At 42.6% G+C, this 19,192-nt stretch carries 22 protein-coding genes and 1 tRNA gene; 13 read left to right on the forward strand and 10 right to left on the reverse strand.

Annotated features, from left to right (window positions below):
- Positions 1 to 86 precede the first annotated feature (86 nt).
- The gene (locus LU276_RS08035) at positions 87 to 500 is read right to left on the reverse strand and encodes an ATP synthase subunit I (RefSeq protein ID WP_284673329.1); all 414 of its coding nucleotides are present in this window, start codon (positions 498 to 500) and stop codon (positions 87 to 89) included.
- Positions 501 to 757: 257 nt separating this feature from the next.
- Complete coding sequence (locus LU276_RS08040; protein WP_284673330.1) at positions 758 to 1,615, reverse strand: metal ABC transporter substrate-binding protein; 858 nt, start codon at positions 1,613 to 1,615, stop codon at positions 758 to 760.
- A 416-nt stretch (positions 1,616 to 2,031) separates the two neighbouring features.
- On the opposite strand from LU276_RS08040, the gene LU276_RS08045 reads away from it, so the two are divergent.
- The 6 genes from LU276_RS08045 (at position 2,032) to gluQRS (ending at position 6,484) form a co-directional block, all read left to right on the forward strand.
- On the forward strand, positions 2,032 to 2,541 hold the full coding sequence (locus LU276_RS08045; protein ID WP_284673331.1) for a Fur family transcriptional regulator: 510 nt from the start codon (positions 2,032 to 2,034) through the stop codon (positions 2,539 to 2,541).
- Positions 2,516 to 3,280, forward strand: a complete 765-nt coding sequence (locus LU276_RS08050) for a metal ABC transporter ATP-binding protein (RefSeq protein ID WP_418001263.1) — start codon at positions 2,516 to 2,518, stop codon at positions 3,278 to 3,280. Before LU276_RS08045 ends, LU276_RS08050 begins: the two co-directional genes overlap by 26 nt.
- A complete protein-coding gene (locus LU276_RS08055; protein WP_284674624.1) occupies positions 3,273 to 4,061 on the forward strand; it encodes a metal ABC transporter permease in 789 nt (262 codons plus the stop codon). The genes LU276_RS08050 and LU276_RS08055 overlap by 8 nt, the downstream gene beginning before the upstream one ends.
- Positions 4,055 to 4,858: a metallophosphoesterase gene (locus tag LU276_RS08060; RefSeq protein WP_284673333.1), complete on the forward strand. Its 804-nt coding sequence runs from the start codon at positions 4,055 to 4,057 to the stop codon at positions 4,856 to 4,858. The genes LU276_RS08055 and LU276_RS08060 overlap by 7 nt, the downstream gene beginning before the upstream one ends.
- A 221-nt stretch (positions 4,859 to 5,079) precedes the next feature.
- On the forward strand, positions 5,080 to 5,493 hold the full coding sequence (dksA, locus tag LU276_RS08065; RefSeq protein WP_284673334.1) for an RNA polymerase-binding protein DksA: 414 nt from the start codon (positions 5,080 to 5,082) through the stop codon (positions 5,491 to 5,493).
- A gap of 4 nt (positions 5,494 to 5,497) precedes the next feature.
- Positions 5,498 to 6,484, forward strand: coding sequence for a tRNA glutamyl-Q(34) synthetase GluQRS (gene gluQRS / locus LU276_RS08070; protein ID WP_284673335.1), 987 nt, complete (start codon positions 5,498 to 5,500; stop codon positions 6,482 to 6,484).
- Here the strand turns inward: gluQRS and LU276_RS08075 are convergent.
- Entirely contained in the window at positions 6,481 to 6,612 is a 132-nt protein-coding gene (locus LU276_RS08075; RefSeq protein WP_284673336.1) for a hypothetical protein, read from the reverse strand. The two genes, gluQRS and LU276_RS08075, sit on opposite strands and share 4 nt — an antisense overlap.
- Positions 6,613 to 6,758: 146 nt before the next feature.
- A complete protein-coding gene (locus LU276_RS08080) occupies positions 6,759 to 7,871 on the reverse strand; it encodes an FtsW/RodA/SpoVE family cell cycle protein (protein ID WP_335342693.1) in 1,113 nt (370 codons plus the stop codon).
- Here LU276_RS08080 and LU276_RS08085 point away from each other — a divergent pair.
- On the forward strand, positions 7,807 to 7,947 hold the full coding sequence (locus LU276_RS08085; protein ID WP_284674642.1) for a hypothetical protein: 141 nt from the start codon (positions 7,807 to 7,809) through the stop codon (positions 7,945 to 7,947). The two genes, LU276_RS08080 and LU276_RS08085, sit on opposite strands and share 65 nt — an antisense overlap.
- A 194-nt stretch (positions 7,948 to 8,141) precedes the next feature.
- Here LU276_RS08085 and murD read toward each other — a convergent pair whose 3' ends face one another.
- A complete protein-coding gene (gene murD, locus LU276_RS08090; RefSeq protein WP_284673337.1) occupies positions 8,142 to 9,551 on the reverse strand; it encodes a UDP-N-acetylmuramoyl-L-alanine--D-glutamate ligase in 1,410 nt (469 codons plus the stop codon).
- 134 nt (positions 9,552 to 9,685) lie between these two features.
- Here murD and glnK point away from each other — a divergent pair, with 134 nt between their 5' ends.
- Complete coding sequence (gene glnK / locus LU276_RS08095; RefSeq protein WP_284673338.1) at positions 9,686 to 10,024, forward strand: P-II family nitrogen regulator; 339 nt, start codon at positions 9,686 to 9,688, stop codon at positions 10,022 to 10,024.
- A 98-nt stretch (positions 10,025 to 10,122) separates the two neighbouring features.
- Here glnK and LU276_RS08100 read toward each other — a convergent pair whose 3' ends face one another.
- The 3 genes from LU276_RS08100 to LU276_RS08110 all read right to left on the reverse strand — a co-directional run bounded on the left by LU276_RS08100 (position 10,123) and on the right by LU276_RS08110 (position 11,865).
- On the reverse strand, positions 10,123 to 10,491 hold the full coding sequence (locus LU276_RS08100; protein WP_284673339.1) for a DUF2147 domain-containing protein: 369 nt from the start codon (positions 10,489 to 10,491) through the stop codon (positions 10,123 to 10,125).
- Positions 10,492 to 10,632: 141 nt separating this feature from the next.
- Positions 10,633 to 10,869, reverse strand: a complete 237-nt coding sequence (locus LU276_RS08105; protein ID WP_284673340.1) for a hypothetical protein — start codon at positions 10,867 to 10,869, stop codon at positions 10,633 to 10,635.
- Between the two features lie 27 nt (positions 10,870 to 10,896).
- Positions 10,897 to 11,865 carry a DNA/RNA non-specific endonuclease gene (locus tag LU276_RS08110; protein ID WP_284673341.1) on the reverse strand — a complete coding sequence of 323 codons (969 nt, stop codon included), beginning with the start codon at positions 11,863 to 11,865 and terminating at the stop codon, positions 10,897 to 10,899.
- 166 nt (positions 11,866 to 12,031) lie between these two features.
- Between LU276_RS08110 and mutY the strand changes: the two genes are divergently transcribed.
- A complete protein-coding gene (gene mutY / locus LU276_RS08115) occupies positions 12,032 to 13,186 on the forward strand; it encodes an A/G-specific adenine glycosylase (RefSeq protein ID WP_284673342.1) in 1,155 nt (384 codons plus the stop codon).
- An 86-nt stretch (positions 13,187 to 13,272) separates the two neighbouring features.
- Here the strand turns inward: mutY and LU276_RS08120 are convergent, their stop codons facing one another.
- Positions 13,273 to 14,202 carry a polyprenyl synthetase family protein gene (locus LU276_RS08120; protein ID WP_284673343.1) on the reverse strand — a complete coding sequence of 310 codons (930 nt, stop codon included), beginning with the start codon at positions 14,200 to 14,202 and terminating at the stop codon, positions 13,273 to 13,275.
- Positions 14,203 to 14,402: 200 nt separating this feature from the next.
- Here LU276_RS08120 and LU276_RS08125 point away from each other — a divergent pair.
- Positions 14,403 to 14,478 (forward strand) — tRNA-Phe (locus LU276_RS08125).
- A 178-nt stretch (positions 14,479 to 14,656) separates the two neighbouring features.
- Here LU276_RS08125 and LU276_RS08130 read toward each other — a convergent pair.
- Positions 14,657 to 15,184: a cytochrome b gene (locus tag LU276_RS08130; protein WP_284673344.1), complete on the reverse strand. Its 528-nt coding sequence runs from the start codon at positions 15,182 to 15,184 to the stop codon at positions 14,657 to 14,659.
- Between the two features lie 166 nt (positions 15,185 to 15,350).
- Between LU276_RS08130 and LU276_RS08135 the strand changes: the two genes are divergently transcribed.
- The 3 genes from LU276_RS08135 (at position 15,351) to LU276_RS08145 (ending at position 19,094) form a co-directional block, all read left to right on the forward strand.
- A complete protein-coding gene (locus LU276_RS08135; RefSeq protein WP_284673345.1) occupies positions 15,351 to 16,424 on the forward strand; it encodes an efflux RND transporter periplasmic adaptor subunit in 1,074 nt (357 codons plus the stop codon).
- A gap of 212 nt (positions 16,425 to 16,636) precedes the next feature.
- Entirely contained in the window at positions 16,637 to 17,359 is a 723-nt protein-coding gene (locus tag LU276_RS08140) for a response regulator transcription factor (protein WP_284673346.1), read from the forward strand.
- A 193-nt stretch (positions 17,360 to 17,552) separates the two neighbouring features.
- Positions 17,553 to 19,094 carry a sensor histidine kinase gene (locus LU276_RS08145; RefSeq protein ID WP_284673347.1) on the forward strand — a complete coding sequence of 514 codons (1,542 nt, stop codon included), beginning with the start codon at positions 17,553 to 17,555 and terminating at the stop codon, positions 19,092 to 19,094.
- Positions 19,095 to 19,192: the final 98 nt, after the last annotated feature.

A 19,192-nucleotide genomic window follows, 5' to 3' on the forward strand; every position in this document is an offset into this window, starting at 1 on the left:
TAGTCAAGCCCATATGTAAAGGAAAATATACTTTTCCTTGCTGAAATTTTACGATTTAATAAAAAACAGCACTTAAAATTGTAAAATCAAGCCAGTCGCCACATACTAAGTGTGTACACTAATTGCATGATGACATAACCTGCTATCACAAGCATCGCCAATATTGGCTTTAAATAAATGAAAATAAACGCAAAGCCCAACATGACCACAAGCCATTTTAACATTTGCCCAAGATACATATTGAGCATGATCTGTTGGCGAACCCTCGCCCCTGTAAGACGATAGGCTATAAAGGTAAATACATATTGAGCCAAAAAATGTAACAATGCACCACACAATAAACTCTTGGTGGCAATAAACCCATGACCACCAAACCACTCAAAACCACCATACAGATCAACAATCATGGCTAAGATTGCCACAATCAAGACTGCCCAAATTTGGCGAACCTGCATGGCATAAACTTGCTGTTTTTGGGTGCGTCTTGCTGGAACAGTCATCACATTATCTTTTAAATCGGATAGACAGGAAAGCTAACACATAGCTATGATAACCGACAATGGCAAAGAGACATAAGCCCTCTGCATTGTTTGATAATAGTAAGCCTTTAGTGTGTGCATAAACGACTGTATTATAAAAACTTTTGTTAACAATGGCAATAGGTTTTAGCAATTATTGCATTAAAATAATCATTATTTTTTATAAAAATCATGATACGATTCATCCACAACCATGGGTCAGGGCGTGCTGGTAATGACTAACCTTTAATACATTTTTGAATACTTAAGGCTAAATCCGTCCACACCTCAACAAAATCATCGCCATCACTCATGTCTTCTTGGCGAACAATCGTACCAACATTGCCCAGTTTGTTGATAATGCCATCAGAAACCACCCCTTGAGAAGCAATGCACATGCGTGGTTGTGGGCGATTTTTACTTAGATGAGCGATTTGTCTTGCTTTTGGTGGCAGGTGATCAACAGGTGTTAACGCTCCTGAAAATTTCAAACCTGCTGAGCGCTCAAGATACTGAAACGAATCATGATAAGCCCAATAAGGTAGCGACTTACCATTCACTTTGACTTGAGCGACTGCATGATCCATACGCGAAGCGAACTCTTGGGCGTTTTTTTGATACAATGATTGATGCTCAGGATTGGCATGACTATGAATCACCGCCAATGCCCTGACGATGGCTTTGGCATTCTCAGGTTCAAGCCAAATATGAGCATCAAAACTGCCTTCTTGTGGCGTACCATCAATATGGCGTCGTGGCAAGCGTTCAAAAGCATTAAAATCAAATAGCGAGATGACATTTGGCTCATCCGACAGTGCATTAACCAAATTTTGTTCAAGCAAATCTCCAAACCACACCACATAACTACTTTGAGCGATGGTCTTTTGTGCACTTGGGCTTAGCTCACCATGATGACCGACATCACCGGCTTTTAAAAGCACTGTGGCAGGCTCTGCTCCTTTGGTTACGGCATTGGACAATAACGCCAATGGATAATTGCTGACGCTGACTGTACCTGCATGAGCAATGGCGGTTAACAGCATGGGCGTAAACACAGCGACTTTGGTAAAATTGGCAAATAAACGATCAAAATTCATAAATCTCTCTATTAAATCAATCAACCCCAGTATCAATGCTAAGCTCAAAATAAAACCCTGCGTGATTAAGCCTATTTATCGTTAATACAAATGGTTAATTGTTATAAAATCTTGAAAAACTCTACGCAAAAAATACGCCAAGCCCCATCAAATAGGCTGACAGATTTTCTGGAAAATATAGTTATAAAATAACATATATCGCCAAGAAAATCATCTACTGATTGACAATTTTTAACAGTCTGCAAAAATTTCTTGATGGCATGAGTTATATTATAAGGTATAATATGCCAAATCAATATCAAATATGATGCTCTATTTTCCTACTTTTAAAAAAACACTTAAGACAACCCAGCTAAGCGACGCTTGCCAAGGCATCTTAAGTAAAAATTGACAAACCATAGCACAAGAACATTACCATGACAACATCAAACCATCATTGTAGTTGCAACCATCATCACAGCGTCCACCAACACAACATCTCAGAACGCATTCATGATGCCAAAATTCACTGCGAAGCTCGAGGTGTGCGATTCACACCACTGCGTGAAGAGGTTTATGCACTTATTTTGGCATCAGACAAACCGCTTGGGGCGTATGATTTGATTAGTGCCTTACAACGAAATCGTCAAAACAGCGATGCTACCACCAAAAACATCGCACCACCAACCATCTATCGTTCGCTTGAGTTCTTATTAAATGAAGGCTTAATCCATCAATTAAGCTCAATGAATGCCTATGTGCCATGCTGTCATCCACGCTCTAAGCACGCAGCAGCATTTCTGATTTGCAAAATCTGCCAAAGCGTTGAAGAATGTAGCAATCTACCTGTTGATAACATCATGCACTTTGCTAAAGACGATGCCAGATTTCAAGTTGATCAAACCGTGATTGAGCTAAAAGGTGTCTGTCGTGCCTGCCAAGCCTAATACGCCACTATTGCACGCTCAAAACATCAGTTATCAAATTGGGGATAATGCTTTGCTAAGTGATGTCTCCATCAAGCTGTATGCAGGAGAGATGGTCAGTCTCATTGGTCCAAATGGGGCGGGCAAATCCACCTTGGTTAAACTCATCTTGGGTCTCATCAAACCCACTTCAGGAACAATCATCAACAATGCCAAAACTCTAAGCTATGTCCCACAGCGGTTTAGCGTGCCTGAAATATTGCCACTTCGTGCAAAGGATTTGCTTGCACAAGTCAATAAATCACACCTAACCGCTGAACAAAAGAGCTTCATACTAGATAAACTATCCATCGCACCACTGCTTGATAAGCAAATGATACATTTATCAGGTGGCGAGACGCAGCGTGTGCTATTAACACAGGCACTGCTGAACAAGCCTGAACTGCTTATACTGGATGAACCCATGCAAGGACTTGACCCAGACACTGAAAACTGGCTGTATCACTTCATTGATGAACTACCAGATTTTTTGGCATGTGGCATGCTTGTGGTCTCGCACGATTTGCATTGGGTAATGAAAGGTTCAAAACGAGTCATTTGTTTAAATAAACACATCTGTTGTCAAGGTGTGCCTAGTCAGATTGCTCTTACTCCTGAATTTACTCATCTATTCGGTCATTATCAACCCTACATTCATCATCATGACCATTGCCATCATGCCGATGATTGCACCCATCAGCATGGAGATGCCCATGAGTGATTGGCTACCCATCATCGCCCCTGCTTGGATAGCAGGCTCGCTATTAGCACTATTATCCGCACCACTTGGCTGCTTGGTATTATGGCGACGCATGGCATTTTTTTCAGATACTTTGGCACATGGAGCCCTACTTGGTGTGGCGATGGCAGCTTGGTTAAATTTACCTGCCGATATTGGCATCACCTTAGTGAGCGTACTGATTGTCATCACGCTCATCTTGATCAATGAACGCAAGCTACCCAATGACGCTACTTTATCTGTCATGGCGGCCACTCTACTGTGCCTAGGGCTACTTACTCTAACACAGCTGACCCAACAGCAGGCGAACATATTAGGGTTTTTGTTTGGTAGCTTGCTTGATATTGATTGGGCAGACCTGCCTCGTTTGAGTGTACTCATCGCTTTAGGTGGTGCATTTTTGACATGGATTTGGAACAATCAGATCAAACTTGCCACTTCAGAAGCACTGGCACGCATCGCAGGCGTCAACCCCTTACAACAGCAAATATTCTTTATGGGGCTTTTGGCAGGTTTTTGTGCAGTGGCACTACAAGCCGTAGGAAGTCTTTTGATTAGCGGTTTGCTTATTTTGCCTGCATTGAGTGCAAGATTGGTATCAAAGTCGCCAAGGCAGATGGTCATCGTTGCCATGGCATTGGCACAATGTGGTGTAACAGCCGGTATATGGGGCAGTGTTTGGCTTGATATACCGACAGGAATTTCCATTGTGCTGACTTTAGCATTAGTCTTTTTTGGCTTCTTTATGGTGCATAAATGCTGACACATGGACACTTAACACACATTGACGCACCTGCCAATATCTTTAAAATTGCTCAAATCAGCGATTTACATCTTAGTGATGAAAGTAGCTTTAATCGGTTCTTGTCAGTGCTAACATTAGCACTTAAAGAATCGCCTGATTTATTACTTTTGACAGGTGATTTGGTCAATGATGGGAATCGCCAAGGCTACGACCGTCTATACAAAACTTTAATTTTCACTAAGATTCCTTTTTTGTGTTTGGCAGGCAATCATGATGTTACTGCCGAAATTGGGCATCACCTCCCCTTTGATGAACGCACTTTTTTGCCCATTCGTCTTGACGATAGACTACCTGACAGGCAACGACTCACCATTAAGATGGCAAACATCACTTGGCAGATTCTCGCCATCAATACTGCCATATCTGGTCAAATCGGCGGATATGTTAGCCGTGAGAATCTAGAATTTCTTAACAAGCATTTGACCTGTAATCAACCAACCATCATCGCCATGCACCATCACCCTCAGCCTGTCGGCTCTGCTTGGATTGATGAATACATGCTACAAAATCATGATGAATTTTGGCAGACGCTCTCTTGTTTTGATAACATCAAAGCTGTCATATGTGGTCATGTACATCAGGCACATCGCATTGACACACATAACACCTCACTCTATACTTGCCCTGCAAGTAGCCGTCAGTTTCTAGCATATCATGACGATTTTACCATTGATGACACACCACCAGGCTTTCGCTTGATACACATTTGCAACAAAAAAACACTAGCAACTTGGGTAAAAAGATTACAAAATTAGCTTTCTTTATAATAATGCCAATCCATTACCCTTATAGATTCAAGTGGGTATTAGAAAAATACTTGTAAATCTTGCTAGGTTTTGGCAAAATGTAGCATTTTTGATTGTGCGGTGGATATCAATAACACAATCAAACCCAAATTCTGCGGCAATGCGGTTGCGCTATGGGCATTGCCATTTACCAAAAGCCAATAAGGCGACTTTTGAAGGATTTTAAGCGCATGAATACCAAAACTTTCACCCCTTATGAACCTGCCAAAGACGAAGAGTATATGTCCGATGCACAGCTTGAGCATTTTCGCACAATGCTGTTGGCATGGAAAGAAGAGCTGATGTCAGAAGCAGAGCGAACCAAAGACTATATCAACGAAGAAACTGGTACAATGGCGGATATTAACGACCGTGCCACCCAAGAAGAAGAATTCGCCCTTGCCCTACGGACACGAGACCGTGAACGCAAACTGATTAGAAAAATTGACAAATCCATCGCTGAGATTGATACAGGCGACTACGGTTACTGCGAGACTTGCGGTACTGAAATCGGTCTAAAACGCCTAGAAGCCAGACCGACCGCCACTCAATGTATTGACTGCAAAACCTTATCCGAGATGAAAGAAAAGCAAAACTTAGGCTAATGTTATGCTGACAGTCGCCCAGCATCGACCCATCATTGGGCGATTTTCTCCATCGCCGACAGGTCATTTACATCTAGGCTCGCTCACTACTGCGGTGGCGAGCTTTTGTCATATTAAGTCGCTAGGTGGACAGTGGCTACTTCGCATGGAAGATGTGGACTTTGAACGCTGTAAGGCACAGTATAGCACTTCTATTCTACAGGATTTAGACAATCTGGGATTGCATTGGGACGGCGAAGTCGTTTATCAGTCTGACCGCCAGCATATCTATGATGAGTTTATAGATATGCTAAAGCCCCTAACCTATGCTTGTCAATGCTCACGCAAACAGCTACAAGCATATCTGCAGACACACAACAACACCACCAAACCCATCACCTTTAATCACGCATCAAAAGAGCTGAGTCAAACTCAAGATTTAAATCAGCCACTTATTTATCCACGACTGTGCCTGCATCATTCTTATGACGCCGCTCATCCAAACAGTAAAATACGCCTCTGCCTGCCTGATACTTTAAGTGCATTTTATGATGGCATTCAGGGGGTTATTTGGGATAATCCTGCTAGAAGTCTAGGTGATGTTGTCATCAAACGCCAAAATGGCATGATTAACTATATTTTTGCCTGTGCCATTGATGATGGTCTGCAAAACATCAGCCACATCATGCGTGGTCTAGATATTCTGCCGATGACTGCTGGACAGCTAACCATCAATAAAGCCTGTCAACTACCCCACGCCGACCATCATTATCATCTGCCACTACTGCACAACAAAGACGGACAAAAACTCTCTAAGCAAAATCTTGCCAAACCCATCAAAGATGAACAACCCACCGCTTTACTCATTGATGCCCTAAGACGACTAAAACAGCCCATCCCTAAAGACATGATGGACGGCAAGACTGATGAGATATTAGCATTTGCCATCAAGCATTGGAATAATCAACCACTCATCCAGCAAAGCTCGCTCGGCATCAGTGATGACAACTAAACCTGCAACATCAATAAAAATCTTGGATTTAATATGCCGACAATCTTTATGACCGAACCGCCCAAGCGATGATCTGCATTGACACACCTTAGGCGAAATTCTGATGACTTAATTATCATCATATTCATTTAGACCATGCTTTATTACAGATAATGTACCATAAGGGCGGTTTAATCCACTATGGATTGACAAAAAAACACCCCAAAGTTTAGAGTGTCTAACTTTTAGGGTGTTTTTCATGACCATTAGGCTATTGCGTAGCACTTACAGAAGTCTAGTAGTTTCTACTATTACCCTCATAATCAATACGGGCACTTTCTTTGGCAACCTTTAAGATAAAGCCAATCATCATCATATTGACCACGAGTGCCGAACCACCAAAACTATAAAACGGTAGAGTCAGACCTTTTGTTGGCAAGATACCCATATTCATGCCTGCATTGATGAATACCTGCCCAAAAATCACCACCGCAAAACCAAAAACGATATAGCTAAGACGCAACTGGCGACGCTTTAACGCCATATAACTAATCATCATGATGGCAACGACAATCATTGCCTCAAGTAACAATACAAAACCCACGCCAATTAATCCCAACTCTTCACCAGTAATCGCCAAAATAAAATCTGTGTGAGCCTCAGGCAAGTGTGATAGCTTTTGGACGCTGTCTCCATAACCCACACCACTTAGCTGACCACGACCAAAAGCAATCAAACTGCGTGATAGCTGAAAATCAGAATTTTGAATGTCATCAAAAGGATCCCAAAATGACATCATACGCTCACGGCGATAATCAGCAAGAAAAATACCTGCAATACCAACCACCAAGACGAACAGTCCAATCATGACATACTGCGTTTTAGGTGCACCACTAATCCAAGCAAGTACAAGCAAGGTTGCCACAATAACTGCTGTTGAACCATAGTCAGGTTGCATCATCAAAAAAACAGCGACAGGGGCGTACCAAGCCAGTAGTTTTGCACCGCCCAAGATACTGCTACGAAACTCTGCCGAACGGCGTACTACATACTCTGCAGCAATCATTACCATGACCATCTTGGCAAGCTCAGCAGTTTGCAAGTTAAACCCTGCAATACTCAGCCAGCGTTTTGAGCCGTTAATCGGCACGGCAAAAATCTCAGTCAATATTAAAAGAAAAATCACCCCTATCCATGCAATGACCAAAAAGCTCAAGTTGCAGTAAATCTTTAGCGGAAGCACCTTATATACCGAAAATGCCGCAAAAATACCGACAGATATATAAAACGCTTGCGACCAAAAAAACCGCATTGGGTTTAAATCTTTAGCTAAGGCAAAAGGGATGGAAGCTGATGCAATCATCAGCAAAGATAAGGATAGTAACAACCCCAAACTCACCACAAGCATCGTCTGTGGTGATGGCAGATTAAGTGTGGATAATCTTTGGAAAAATGCAGACATGGTACTAAAAACCACTCAATAAAATATGAATATAAACTTACTATTATAAACGACTTTTTGTTGAAACGCAGGGGTTTTCATCAGATAGAAAAAAGATATTACAAATTAACCGAGCAACCAGACACAATAATTGACATAATGGTCGTTACACCAAAGTGTCAAGCCATAAATCCAATAAGACCACTCTGTTGGTGGTTTTCTTGGACAATCACAACATCAAGCAGTCGTCAAGGCTTTGACCATCGCCACGAATTGCTCGCCACGATCGCTATAGCTTTTAAATTGGTCAAAGCTGGCACACGCTGGCGATAGTAACACCGCCTTAGCGTCGCTACCACTGGCTAAAGCAAAGGCTGTCTGCATATTGCCTGCATGATGAATACGCCTTGCCAGTGATGGCTTGGCAAGCAGTCCTTTTTCGATGGCTTGAGCATCAGCACCAATGAGATAGATGGAATGCACATATTTTTCCACACAATCACTAAGCTCACTAAAATCCTGACCCTTACCCAGTCCACCCAAAATGAGTGCCAAAGAACGCTCGTCATAGACCGCCCCAAGCCCATCAACCGCAGCAATGGTTGAGCCTATATTAGTTCCTTTTGAATCATTAAAGTAGGCACGATTTGCCACCTTATCAACATATTCACAGCGGTGCGGTAGCCCACGAAATTCCCCCAATACCTTAAGCATGGCACTCATCTCAAGCCCAACCATCACGCCCAAAGCAAGGGCAGACAAGGCATTTAATAAATTATGCCCGCCTTTGATGAATACTTCGTCAGCGGATATGAGTCGCTTGCCTTGTCGGCATAGCCAAATCACACCCTGCTCTTTAACAAGATACAAATCGGCTTGATCACCCCCATCAATAGTGCCACTGGTAGTGATAACGCCTGCACCACCCACCCCTTTTTCCAATAAGGCTTGCTGACAAGAAACCTGCAAAGATTCATCATCAATACAGATGACAGCCGCCCCTGCTTCATGAAAAATACGCAGTTTTTGAGCAAGATAACCTTGCATATCGCCATGTCTATCTAGGTGGTCTGGCGAGATATTCAAGATGGTTGCCACTGATGCACCCAGCCTACCAATATGCTCTAGCTGAAAACTGGATAATTCAAGCACCACCATATCCAAATCGGCAATGCTAAGTAGCTCAAGTGCTGGCGTACCAATATTACCGCCTACACCAACTACTTTACCAGATGCTTTTGCCATCTCACCAACCAAAGTTGTTACAGTGGATTTGGCGTTTGAGCCTGTGATGGCAACTATCGGCGTCTGCTTGCCTAACTTCTCATCACGCACACGCAACTCATCAACAAACAGTTGCACATCACTTACCACAGGTATGCCTGCTCCCTTGGCAGCCACTATCGCTGAATGTCTAGGGTCAACCCCTGGGCTAATCACGATGGTGCTTGCTGATAATAGTAGGTTTTGGTCAATACCACCAAAAGCTGTCTGCACACCTTCAGGTAACTTAGAAGCAAGACCTGGTGCTGACTGCTCGTCAACCACTAAGACTGTATGCCCCTTTGCTGTCAAAAAATTAACCGCTGATAGTCCTGATGCACCAAGTCCAACGACCACATACAACAACTCTACTGGTTCTGTCATAATTACTCTCACCATGTTTGCTATAATGACAACCTATTGTAGCAGAATTTGCATCAATGCACATTGAATTTTTGTAGCATTTGGCGGTATAATCTATTCATCAATAAATTCACACTTAACGCCAAGGAAATTTCATGAAACTCGTTTCGGCAATCATCAAACCTTTTAAACTAGACGATGTCAGAGAAGCACTCTCAGAAATTGGCATCAACGGCATCACCATCACCGAAGTTAAGGGCTTTGGTCGCCAAAAAGGTCATACCGAGATGTACCGTGGTGCTGAATATGTGGTGGATTTTTTACCAAAAATCAAACTTGAAATCGCCTGCACTGACGACATGACAGATCTCATCATCGAAGCAATTATCAGTGCCGCTAACACAGGTAAAATTGGCGATGGCAAGATTTTTGTAACGCCACTTGAAAGAGTAATCCGTATTAGAACAGGCGAGACTGACGAATCTGCCTTATAATATCAAACAAGCAACAATAAAAAACGCATCGTGATTGATGCGTTTTTTATTGCCATTCAGTGATTCTAATCAAAAAATCAAAACTTGAACTACTTAAATTACTTACGAGTTAAAACTTGGGAACCCTTTAGCGTTTTTAGGGTAAGTTTATTGCCGTTTAGCGTAATGTCTGCGTTTACTGCAGGTATCAAGCCCCAACGAGGATCTTTTGCCTTACCCTTGTACTTGCCATCACCAAGATTTTGGGCGTTTAGAATGACTGTTTTACCAACAAATTTTTTGGCTTTTTCAGTTTGACCTGATACGACTACGCCTGTGAACTTACCGCCAGACTCGCTGATTTGTACGACAGCTTTTGGCTGACCATCTTCACTCATCTGCCAGTTACCAACGATTGGGTCAGCAGCAAATGCTGTGCCCGCTAAAGTTAATGCCGCTGCCACTGCGATAATTTTTGTCATTTTCATAACCATCTCCTTAAAAACCACTTGTCAAAATAACAAGCATAAATCCATTATATCAATCCTGTCGTCAAAAGCAATGCCAATCGCTGTAAGAAAATGCCCTTTTTGTGGTAGTTTTATTAAGCTCTATTACCGATACAATACTTAACCAAACGGATTGTCAATCACTTCCATCTGTTTAACAGATAAATCCTGCTCATCTTGCTCGTCTGTCGCCATGAGTAAATTTTGGGCAAATTCCGCCAACGCTTTGGCATGAGACCGCCCCACTTCATCAGCCTTGATTTGCACATCGCCATGAATGATGACATGACCTAGACGGTTTTCTATTATCAGATTACCAATGGTCAGCACTTCGTGTTCATTATTAAAAATATCCATAACCACTCCTAATGACATCAATTCAGCCTAGCGATTGATTACCGTGATGAAATATTTCAAGATTTCAAGGATAAAAAGCAACCAACCACTCATGCTACTTAAGTTTATCTTGTCCCTCTCCACTTCAGCCTTACCACCCATCTGCTTTCCATCATTGTTTGATTCTGATAACTGGTAGGCTTGATTTTGAACTGGGGTTGGCAACATCGGAAAAACACTCATGCCGGTACGGCTTTGTAGTTCGTTTAAGCTGATGATCTCATAGCTTGCACTTTCAATATTGGGTGAATAATACACGCCCGCCTGATTCAGACTTGGGATATACACCGCCTTAAACAAATGGCTTGGCACCATCACACGGCCGCCGATGCGTGCAATCGTTTTTCCATCAAAAACCACACCATTAACCACATAAACATCACCATATTTGATGGTAAGATTGCGTGTGGCAGTTTCAATGTGTCGCCAAACATTGCGGTTGTGCGTGCCGTTTTGGGGAACGATATTGGCAAGGCTAAAACTCTCATATTGCGTGTGTGTATTTGCCATGTCGCCATTTGGGGATAAATGCCCACGATCAAAGCCTGAATGACTATAGTCGGACAACTCTGCACGCCTGCTGTGAGCCAACCGACTTTCAGCACGAAAACTGTCATTGCGTACCAATGTGCGTGCCTGTTCAATACGCTCACGAGTAAGATATTCCGCCGACCATAAAGGTGTGCGAGATACACCTGAATGCAGTACTGCAAAGCCCTCAAAACATAAAGCATCAAGCTCTTTATTGAGTCGTTCGCCACGAGACCCTACAAGCGTGGGCGATTTACCATCATAAAAATGCTGGCGACACTGAGCAAAGACATCATCAAACCCCACAGCAAAATCTGTAGTGGTCGCTACAACTTGCGTAGCGATGGCAGTTTGTGCGGTCAAAAGACCAGCACCCATCATTAGGTAAGCAACGCTTAGATAAATCACAAATAAATATCTCATCATTTAATTATACCAAAAACCACATCAAAAAACCCTAGCAAAACCATCATTATCCTGTTGAAATCTTATAAATTCTTATCTACACTATGCCAACAAATCCATAAAAACCATGAAAAATCCACCCATTATCCCCATATAGTCTTTTTGTTTCAAAAAATAAAACACACCCATGAACCACCACACTTTTGCTCCACGCTTGCTGACTTGGTTTACCTCACACGGTCGCCATGATTTACCTTGGCAATACCACCACCAAGACACGGCTGACATCTATGCAGTATGGCTATCCGAGATTATGCTACAACAAACCCAAGTAGCAACCGTTCTGGGCTATTTTGAGCGTTTTATAGAACAGTTTCCCACTGTAGAAGACTTGGCTGCTGCCAACTGGGACAGTGTAGCAAAACTTTGGGCAGGGCTTGGCTATTATGCTCGAGCCAGAAACCTACACAAAGGAGCCAAACAAGTTGCCGACTTTATTGCCCATCATGGGCATTTTCCCCAAACGACTGATGAATGGGAAAAAATCAGTGGTGTGGGTCGCTCAACCGCAGGAGCGATTGTTTCTATGGGGGTGCGTGGGCGTGGTGTGATATGTGATGGCAATGTCAAGCGAGTGCTGACACGCTGGGCAGGGATTGACGGTGATATTACCAAGTCTACCACCAATAAAGTGCTATGGTCTCTTGCTGACACACTCACTCCTACGCATGACAGCGGTAAATTCGCCCAAGCAATGATGGATCTTGGAGCGACTGTCTGTACTCGCACACGCCCTGATTGCCATGCCTGCCCTTTATCTGATGACTGCACCGCTTACCAAGATGGCAACCCCACCGCCTATCCTGTCAAAACCAAAAAATCAGACAAACCCCACCGCCATTCGCTGGTGTTCGTCCTAGAATTTAATGACACATTGCTATGGCTAAAAAGAAATAACAATGGTGGCATTTGGGATGGCTTATACACCCTGCCCATGCTGATGATAGATGGTATCAATAATAGTACAGCCATCGATTTACCAAATGATTTGATAACCGCCAAAAAATTGCATGAACAACTAGCCAATACCCAAGCATTAAGTCTTGCCGAACGACAAATTTTTGATACTCTGCCCAATACCACCTTAGTAGCGAAAAAAACCATTAAACACACACTCACGCATTTTCACTGGCATTTGACACCGATATCTATTAGCATTGATAAAGAGCTATACAATAAAATTAACCGCACTCTTAAAACAATCCATGCTGAATTCACTTGGCAACAAGACAGTATTGGACTGGGTATTCCAAAGGCAATGGAAAAGGTTTTTGGAAAATAACCAAAAACAAGATTTCAGTAGATACAAGATGGGTAGTATGCTTTTAAAAGCCCAAGAATACAATGGTGTGGTTTACCAATACAAAATCAATACCCCCTTTTTTGCAGCCAGTCCACCACCTGTAATAATAAATTGCCCTCACCCAAAGCCATCGCCTGATCTCTTGCCTCATCAAACAGTGAATCAGCATAAGCACGAGCCCCTTCTACGCCCAACAGCTTGACATAAGTGGACTTATCAAGCTTCTCGTCACTACCTGCCATCTTGCCTAGCATTGTAGTATCTGCCACGACATCTAGCACATCATCTTGCACTTGATAGGCAAGTCCAATCAGTTGGGCATACCTATCAAGCCAAGACAGCATCTTAGCACCTGCCCCAGCACACACAGCCCCCATCAGCACACTAGCAACAATCAATGCTCCTGTCTTATCCCGATGAATGCTCTCCAGTTCGTTTTGATTGAGCGATTGTTGTTCGCCATTTAAATCCGCTTGCTGACCTGCCACCATGCGTCTGGCATTGTAGGCTAGAATTTTGCTTAGTCTGGCAAATATGACATCGTCCATCTTGCCAAATCCGTTAATCTCATCAGAACCCAATACTTCAAAAGCAAGCGACTGCAGTACATCTCCTACAAGCATGGCAACCGCCTCACCATAAACCACATGGCAGGTTGGTTTACCACGGCGTAGTTCATCATCGTCCATACATGGCAAATCATCATGCACCAACGAATAACCATGTATGCACTCGATGGCAAGCATGGCACGGCGTACAAAATCCAATTGATTGATATCACCACCTGTCGCCAAAAAACTGACCAGTACCAAAAGTGGTCGTGCTCGTTTACCGCCATTAGAGATGGCATAGTCAGACGCTTCACCAAGCGGCTTGGGCAGGTTGGCATGGCTGAACAATACGCCAAAATCCGCCATTAGCTGATGATTCACAAAGGCTTGTGCACGCTTTAAATCATGATGAGTTGATAAATCACTGTAATCATCAGTTATCATAAAAACCCCAGTCAATTCTCAAAAATCATTCCAAAAAGCACTATCATACCCCAAAAGACCACCGATTTGGTCAAATCGGAGTCAAATTTTGCATAAAAATATATAAAATTGCAAAATCTTTAAAAATTTATTAAAAAAATGCTTGCAAAGATTTTTAAATCATATATAATACGCACCACTTAGCCAATAAAGCTAAATACGGCGCGATAGCTCAGTCGGTAGAGCAACGGATTGAAAATCCGTGTGTCGGCAGTTCGATCCTGCCTCACGCCACCATATTTAAAAATACCCAACTTCGGTTGGGTATTTTTTATTTGCCTATTGCTTGATAGCTCCTTTGAATTACTCAGCTTGCTCATAAAGCAAAAGCTGTCATCGGACAGCTTTTAATTGGTATCAGCTCAGCTTTTCAAGCCATTTTCACAATTCATCATGGCAATCAGCCATCATGCAATCAACGCATTCTATTAAGCAAGCCATCTTTGATCACAAACTGATGATACAATGCCGCTCCGATGTGCATGACGATAAGCAACCACATCACCAACCAAATCAATTGGGTATGCCATAAGTTCATCAGCTTTGCCATGCTTGGGCTGATTGACACGATGGTTGGCAAATCAAACAGACCAAACACACTCACGCCACGACCACCATACATAGACATCAAAACACCACTTATCGGCATGGCAAGCATGACCACATAGAGTGCCACATGAGTCAAATGAGCGATGGTCTTTTGCCAAGCAGGGGCAGATACAGGCGAAGGTGCTGTAGTAACAAAGCGTGTCAAGATACGCAATATCGTCCATAATAGAAAACTTGCACCGATAGATTTATGTAACCCCACAAACTCATCACCTTGATTGATGGCAATAAAAGCCATCAAAATAAGCAACGCCCCAATCCAGTGAAAAACACGCACCAATAACGCATATTTTTGGGTAGAATTAGTGTTGGTGGCATCATGGATATTGCTCATAAAATCTCCGTTAGCGACGGCTAATTGGCTTGTCTTGATTGTTTTTTACCGCATTATATGTTGATTTTACCAAAATAGACAGTGAATTGAAACAATCTACACATCAGTCGCACAATCATACACATTGTGTGCTATGATAAGCATTTTAGCAAATTTGGTAATCTGTATGCGTACTGCCGTCATGCTTGGGTTTTTATTTAGTATTTCTTGCCTGCTTGTGGCGTGTCAGCAGCCACAGACGCAAGATACCACCCAACCACACGAGCAAGACGACTCTGCCATCAAATATCAAGATCATAAATTACAACTAGACATCAATAGCACCCCTGTGCGATACGCAGACAACAAGGTCATATTATCCAAAATACACCTAAGTTCTATCAAGCCTGCACGCTATCAGCCAAGTTTTACCCTACAAGGCATCATCACCCCTTTAAAAAGCAGTACTTTATACAGTCCAACAGATGCCACCATCAAGCAATGGTTTATCAAAATAGGCGATACGGTTAAAAAAGGTTCGGTGCTTGGTGTACTAACACCCACCCAAAACACAACAGCCACGCCAACAGACAATCTGGACAACGATGAACTGGTAGAGATGCCACCAAATATCCCAGAGATATCGCTTATCGCCCCTTTTGATGGCGTAGTTGCTAGCATGACTACAAATCCCCTAGGCATCATCAACCCCACCACTCCGCTCATCACCATCAACGATGTCTCTGAGTATAAGCTAGTCAGTCGCCTGCCAGCTCATCTAAAACAGCACATTGCTATCGGCGATACGGTTGAGCTTGGTATCGATGGACAAGGATTTAGCGGACAAGTTAAACATCTCATCAAGCCCAGCGATCTTAACGCCATTGATGTGCATATCAAAATCTTGCCACAAGACATCATTTGGTCTAAGCTACCATCAGATCAGCTTGCCAAAGCAGTAATAGAATATGGGCAAATAGAAGTTGGTGCATTACTGCCTGATTTTGCCATCGTTGATGAATACGCCAAGCCACTTGATTTGGACAGGCTACACCAACCACCCTATAAACCACAAGCCCCTATTATCGCTCATGCGTGGGTAATCAAACAAGACGCCACACTACATTTTGCCAAAATCCATGTCATTGAATATCAACCAAATACACGACGGTTTTTGGTATCAGGTATTACCGAAGACAGTTTGGTTGTCTTAACGCATTTACCAAAACAGGTAGCCGGTAAACAGGTCAGAGTCGAGTGACGACATCAAATGTTACAGCCAATTATCAAAAATAGAGAAATTTTGCACAATTCTTAGAAAAATTACGCAATTTTCATCAAAAGTATTGATTTGCTACAAAATAACACTTGTCAATGTCCAAAAACATTGGCAAGATATACCCACCCAAATATCATTACTATTTTATTTTTATCTAAAGACAGTCAATCATTTTAGTATCAATTGGAAAACTTATGAATAAACAAATCCTACTTATCGAAGATGATCCAGATTTGGCAGAACTCATCACCGATTATCTGTCAATGAATTACTATGAAGTGCATCATGCCGCCACAGGTCAAGCAGGTCTTGACCTATTAGATGCAAAAGAAAGAGACATTAGCCTAATCGTGCTTGATCTTATGCTCCCTGACATGGACGGCATGCAAGTATGCCAGAGGGTGCGTGGAGCAAAAAATCCACAAATAAATAAAGTTCCGATTGTCATGCTGACCGCCAAAGGCGACACCACCGATCGTGTGCTAGGTCTTGAAATGGGTGCAGATGATTACATCTCAAAGCCTTTTGAGCCAAGAGAGCTACTTGCTCGCATTCGTGCGGTATTGCGTCGCCACGAAACCCCAAACCAAGCCGACCTACATTCTGGTAGTTTAACTTTTGGGCGATTGACCGTATTTCCTGACAGCCACGAAGTTACCATTGATGATAAGATTGTCCGCTTAACCACGCATCAATTCCAACTACTGCACTATTTTGCCACCCATGCAGGCAAGGTGCTAAATCGTGAGCAGTTATGGCAAGCCATGCCAAATGACGACAGTTCAGAGAATATTGACCGTGCTATTGATGTGCATATCTCTCGGTTGCGTGCGTTGATTGAAGACAATCCACGCCAACCAAAACGCATCATTACCGTGCGTGGTGTTGGCTATCAGTTCGCCACCGACCAATTATAATTCAAGCCAAAAGACCATCGCTTGATGGTCTTTTTTTTATCGGGCGAATTTGGTGTTGTGATGACTTGTGTTATAAGATTGTAAGTTTATCATACAAGTCATCAGCTTGGTTTATGCTAGCTTGGCCAAAGCCGGCATGAGTTATCAAAATTAGTTGTAACTTTTGTTTGATTTTTGGGTGGTTTTTGGGTATATGAAACATCATTCTTTTGGTTTAAATTCATTATTTACTCAGCTATTCATTAGTGTATTTTTGGCAATCATTGCCTTTGCCATCGCCATGGTATTTCTTGCTCAGTTGGTACACAATAACTCCGATACCGTGCGTGCTAAAGCTGTCGCTGAACAAATCTTGGCACAAGTTGACCCCCTTATCACTCAAGCAGAAGCCCTAAATAAAGAAAACGAACTTTTAAAATCGCGCTTTATCTTGGCGGTGGTCAAACGCAGTTTTGATATTTTTGATGAAAGTCTAAACGCCAAAATTGGTCTGTACTCACCTACAGGCGAGCTGATACTACAAACCGAAGACAGCACACTACCAGTCAGGCTTATCAATGATCGAGATTGGCTAGATGCCATCATTCCTGGTGTATTCTCACCCACTCATCATCATGTGATACTAGATAATAGTGCAGGCTATCATCTATGGTATGAAAGTCGCATTCCACCCAAAGAAAAGTCTGGTTCTGCAGCACTAAACTTATTCACAGGCACACTGCTTCTTATACTCATCATGTCAGCGGTGCTATGGTGGATTGCTCGCAACATTACTTGGCGTATCAACCACATGAGTCAGCAGATGGTCAAACTTGGCGATGGGGATTTTAGCGTGCGAGTCAGCGAACAAGGCAATGACGAAATCGCTTCTCTTGCTTATGGTTTTAACCAATCTGCCCAAAAAATTGAACAACTCATCAACGCCAACAACCTACTACTGGCACACGCATCGCACGAGTTTCGCACGCCCATCACTCGCATACGCTTACAAATTGAGATGATGGATATGCTCGTTGCCAAACTTGATGACGACACCAAATCCAAGTTTGACAAGCGTGCCGCTGCCATTAACCGTGATTTGACAGGACTTAATGAATTGGTTGAGAGCATTTTATTGGTAAGTCGTTTAGATGCAGGCCATGCTCTAGAAGCAACCGACCAAATTGACCTATATGAGCTTGTCAAGAGCGAGTGCCAACATTATTCAGAAGTATCGCTATTTGCCGAATCGGTCATCATAACAGCACAGCCCAAACTTCTTACACATCTTGTGAGAAATCTACTAAACAATGCCATGATTCATGGCGTACCACCCATTGAAGTGTATCTATATAACAGCATTGATTTATCCTGTGCTGCCCAAATCCCAAATAATTTGGCAAAAACCCCTTTAAGTCAGCTTGATGACGATGCACCAAAAAAATCTAAAAAATCCCTGCTGCGTTTTACTCGTCAAAAAGACAACGCACCCAAAGAGCCTGTCTATGCTGTACTTGCCTTTATTGACCAAGGCGAAGGCATTCCAAAGGGCAAGCGAGAGGATATTTTTAGCCCCTTTGTTCGCCTAAAACAAGAGAAAAAAGGCTCAGGACTGGGGTTGTCTTTGGTATCGCAAATCGTTGAAGCTCATGCAGGTAAAATCACCACCGATACTTGGCAGGGTAAAACTCGTTTTTTGGTAACATTACCCTTAAAAGGTAAAAGCACCCTTAAAGATAGCTCTAATCGAGACTAACCTAAACCAAAAACAGACAATCTTACTTGGTTATCCCAACCAAACAATAAAGCTGTCTTACTGACAGCTTTATTGTTTGGTGTTTTAAAAGATGATGG

Source organism: Moraxella haemolytica, assembly GCF_030177935.1.
GTDB classification, from domain to species: Bacteria; Pseudomonadota; Gammaproteobacteria; order Pseudomonadales; family Moraxellaceae; genus Moraxella; species Moraxella haemolytica.

Coding starts and splice junctions, on each gene's coding strand:
- LU276_RS08035 (WP_284673329.1), bottom strand. CDS start 500: ATGACTGTTCCAGCAAGACGCACCCAAAAACAGCAAGTTTATGCCATG.
- LU276_RS08040 (WP_284673330.1), bottom strand. CDS start 1,615: ATGAATTTTGATCGTTTATTTGCCAATTTTACCAAAGTCGCTGTGTTT.
- LU276_RS08045 (WP_284673331.1), top strand. CDS start 2,032: ATGACAACATCAAACCATCATTGTAGTTGCAACCATCATCACAGCGTC.
- LU276_RS08055 (WP_284674624.1), top strand. CDS start 3,273: ATGAGTGATTGGCTACCCATCATCGCCCCTGCTTGGATAGCAGGCTCG.
- LU276_RS08060 (WP_284673333.1), top strand. CDS start 4,055: ATGCTGACACATGGACACTTAACACACATTGACGCACCTGCCAATATC.
- dksA (WP_284673334.1), top strand. CDS start 5,080: ATGAATACCAAAACTTTCACCCCTTATGAACCTGCCAAAGACGAAGAG.
- gluQRS (WP_284673335.1), top strand. CDS start 5,498: ATGCTGACAGTCGCCCAGCATCGACCCATCATTGGGCGATTTTCTCCA.
- LU276_RS08075 (WP_284673336.1), bottom strand. CDS start 6,612: ATGAATATGATGATAATTAAGTCATCAGAATTTCGCCTAAGGTGTGTC.
- LU276_RS08085 (WP_284674642.1), top strand. CDS start 7,807: ATGGAAGCTGATGCAATCATCAGCAAAGATAAGGATAGTAACAACCCC.
- LU276_RS08080 (WP_335342693.1), bottom strand. CDS start 7,871: ATGCTTGTGGTGAGTTTGGGGTTGTTACTATCCTTATCTTTGCTGATG.
- murD (WP_284673337.1), bottom strand. CDS start 9,551: ATGACAGAACCAGTAGAGTTGTTGTATGTGGTCGTTGGACTTGGTGCA.
- glnK (WP_284673338.1), top strand. CDS start 9,686: ATGAAACTCGTTTCGGCAATCATCAAACCTTTTAAACTAGACGATGTC.
- LU276_RS08100 (WP_284673339.1), bottom strand. CDS start 10,491: ATGAAAATGACAAAAATTATCGCAGTGGCAGCGGCATTAACTTTAGCG.
- LU276_RS08105 (WP_284673340.1), bottom strand. CDS start 10,869: ATGGATATTTTTAATAATGAACACGAAGTGCTGACCATTGGTAATCTG.
- LU276_RS08110 (WP_284673341.1), bottom strand. CDS start 11,865: ATGATGAGATATTTATTTGTGATTTATCTAAGCGTTGCTTACCTAATG.
- mutY (WP_284673342.1), top strand. CDS start 12,032: ATGAACCACCACACTTTTGCTCCACGCTTGCTGACTTGGTTTACCTCA.
- LU276_RS08120 (WP_284673343.1), bottom strand. CDS start 14,202: ATGATAACTGATGATTACAGTGATTTATCAACTCATCATGATTTAAAG.
- LU276_RS08130 (WP_284673344.1), bottom strand. CDS start 15,184: ATGAGCAATATCCATGATGCCACCAACACTAATTCTACCCAAAAATAT.
- LU276_RS08135 (WP_284673345.1), top strand. CDS start 15,351: ATGCGTACTGCCGTCATGCTTGGGTTTTTATTTAGTATTTCTTGCCTG.
- LU276_RS08140 (WP_284673346.1), top strand. CDS start 16,637: ATGAATAAACAAATCCTACTTATCGAAGATGATCCAGATTTGGCAGAA.
- LU276_RS08145 (WP_284673347.1), top strand. CDS start 17,553: ATGAAACATCATTCTTTTGGTTTAAATTCATTATTTACTCAGCTATTC.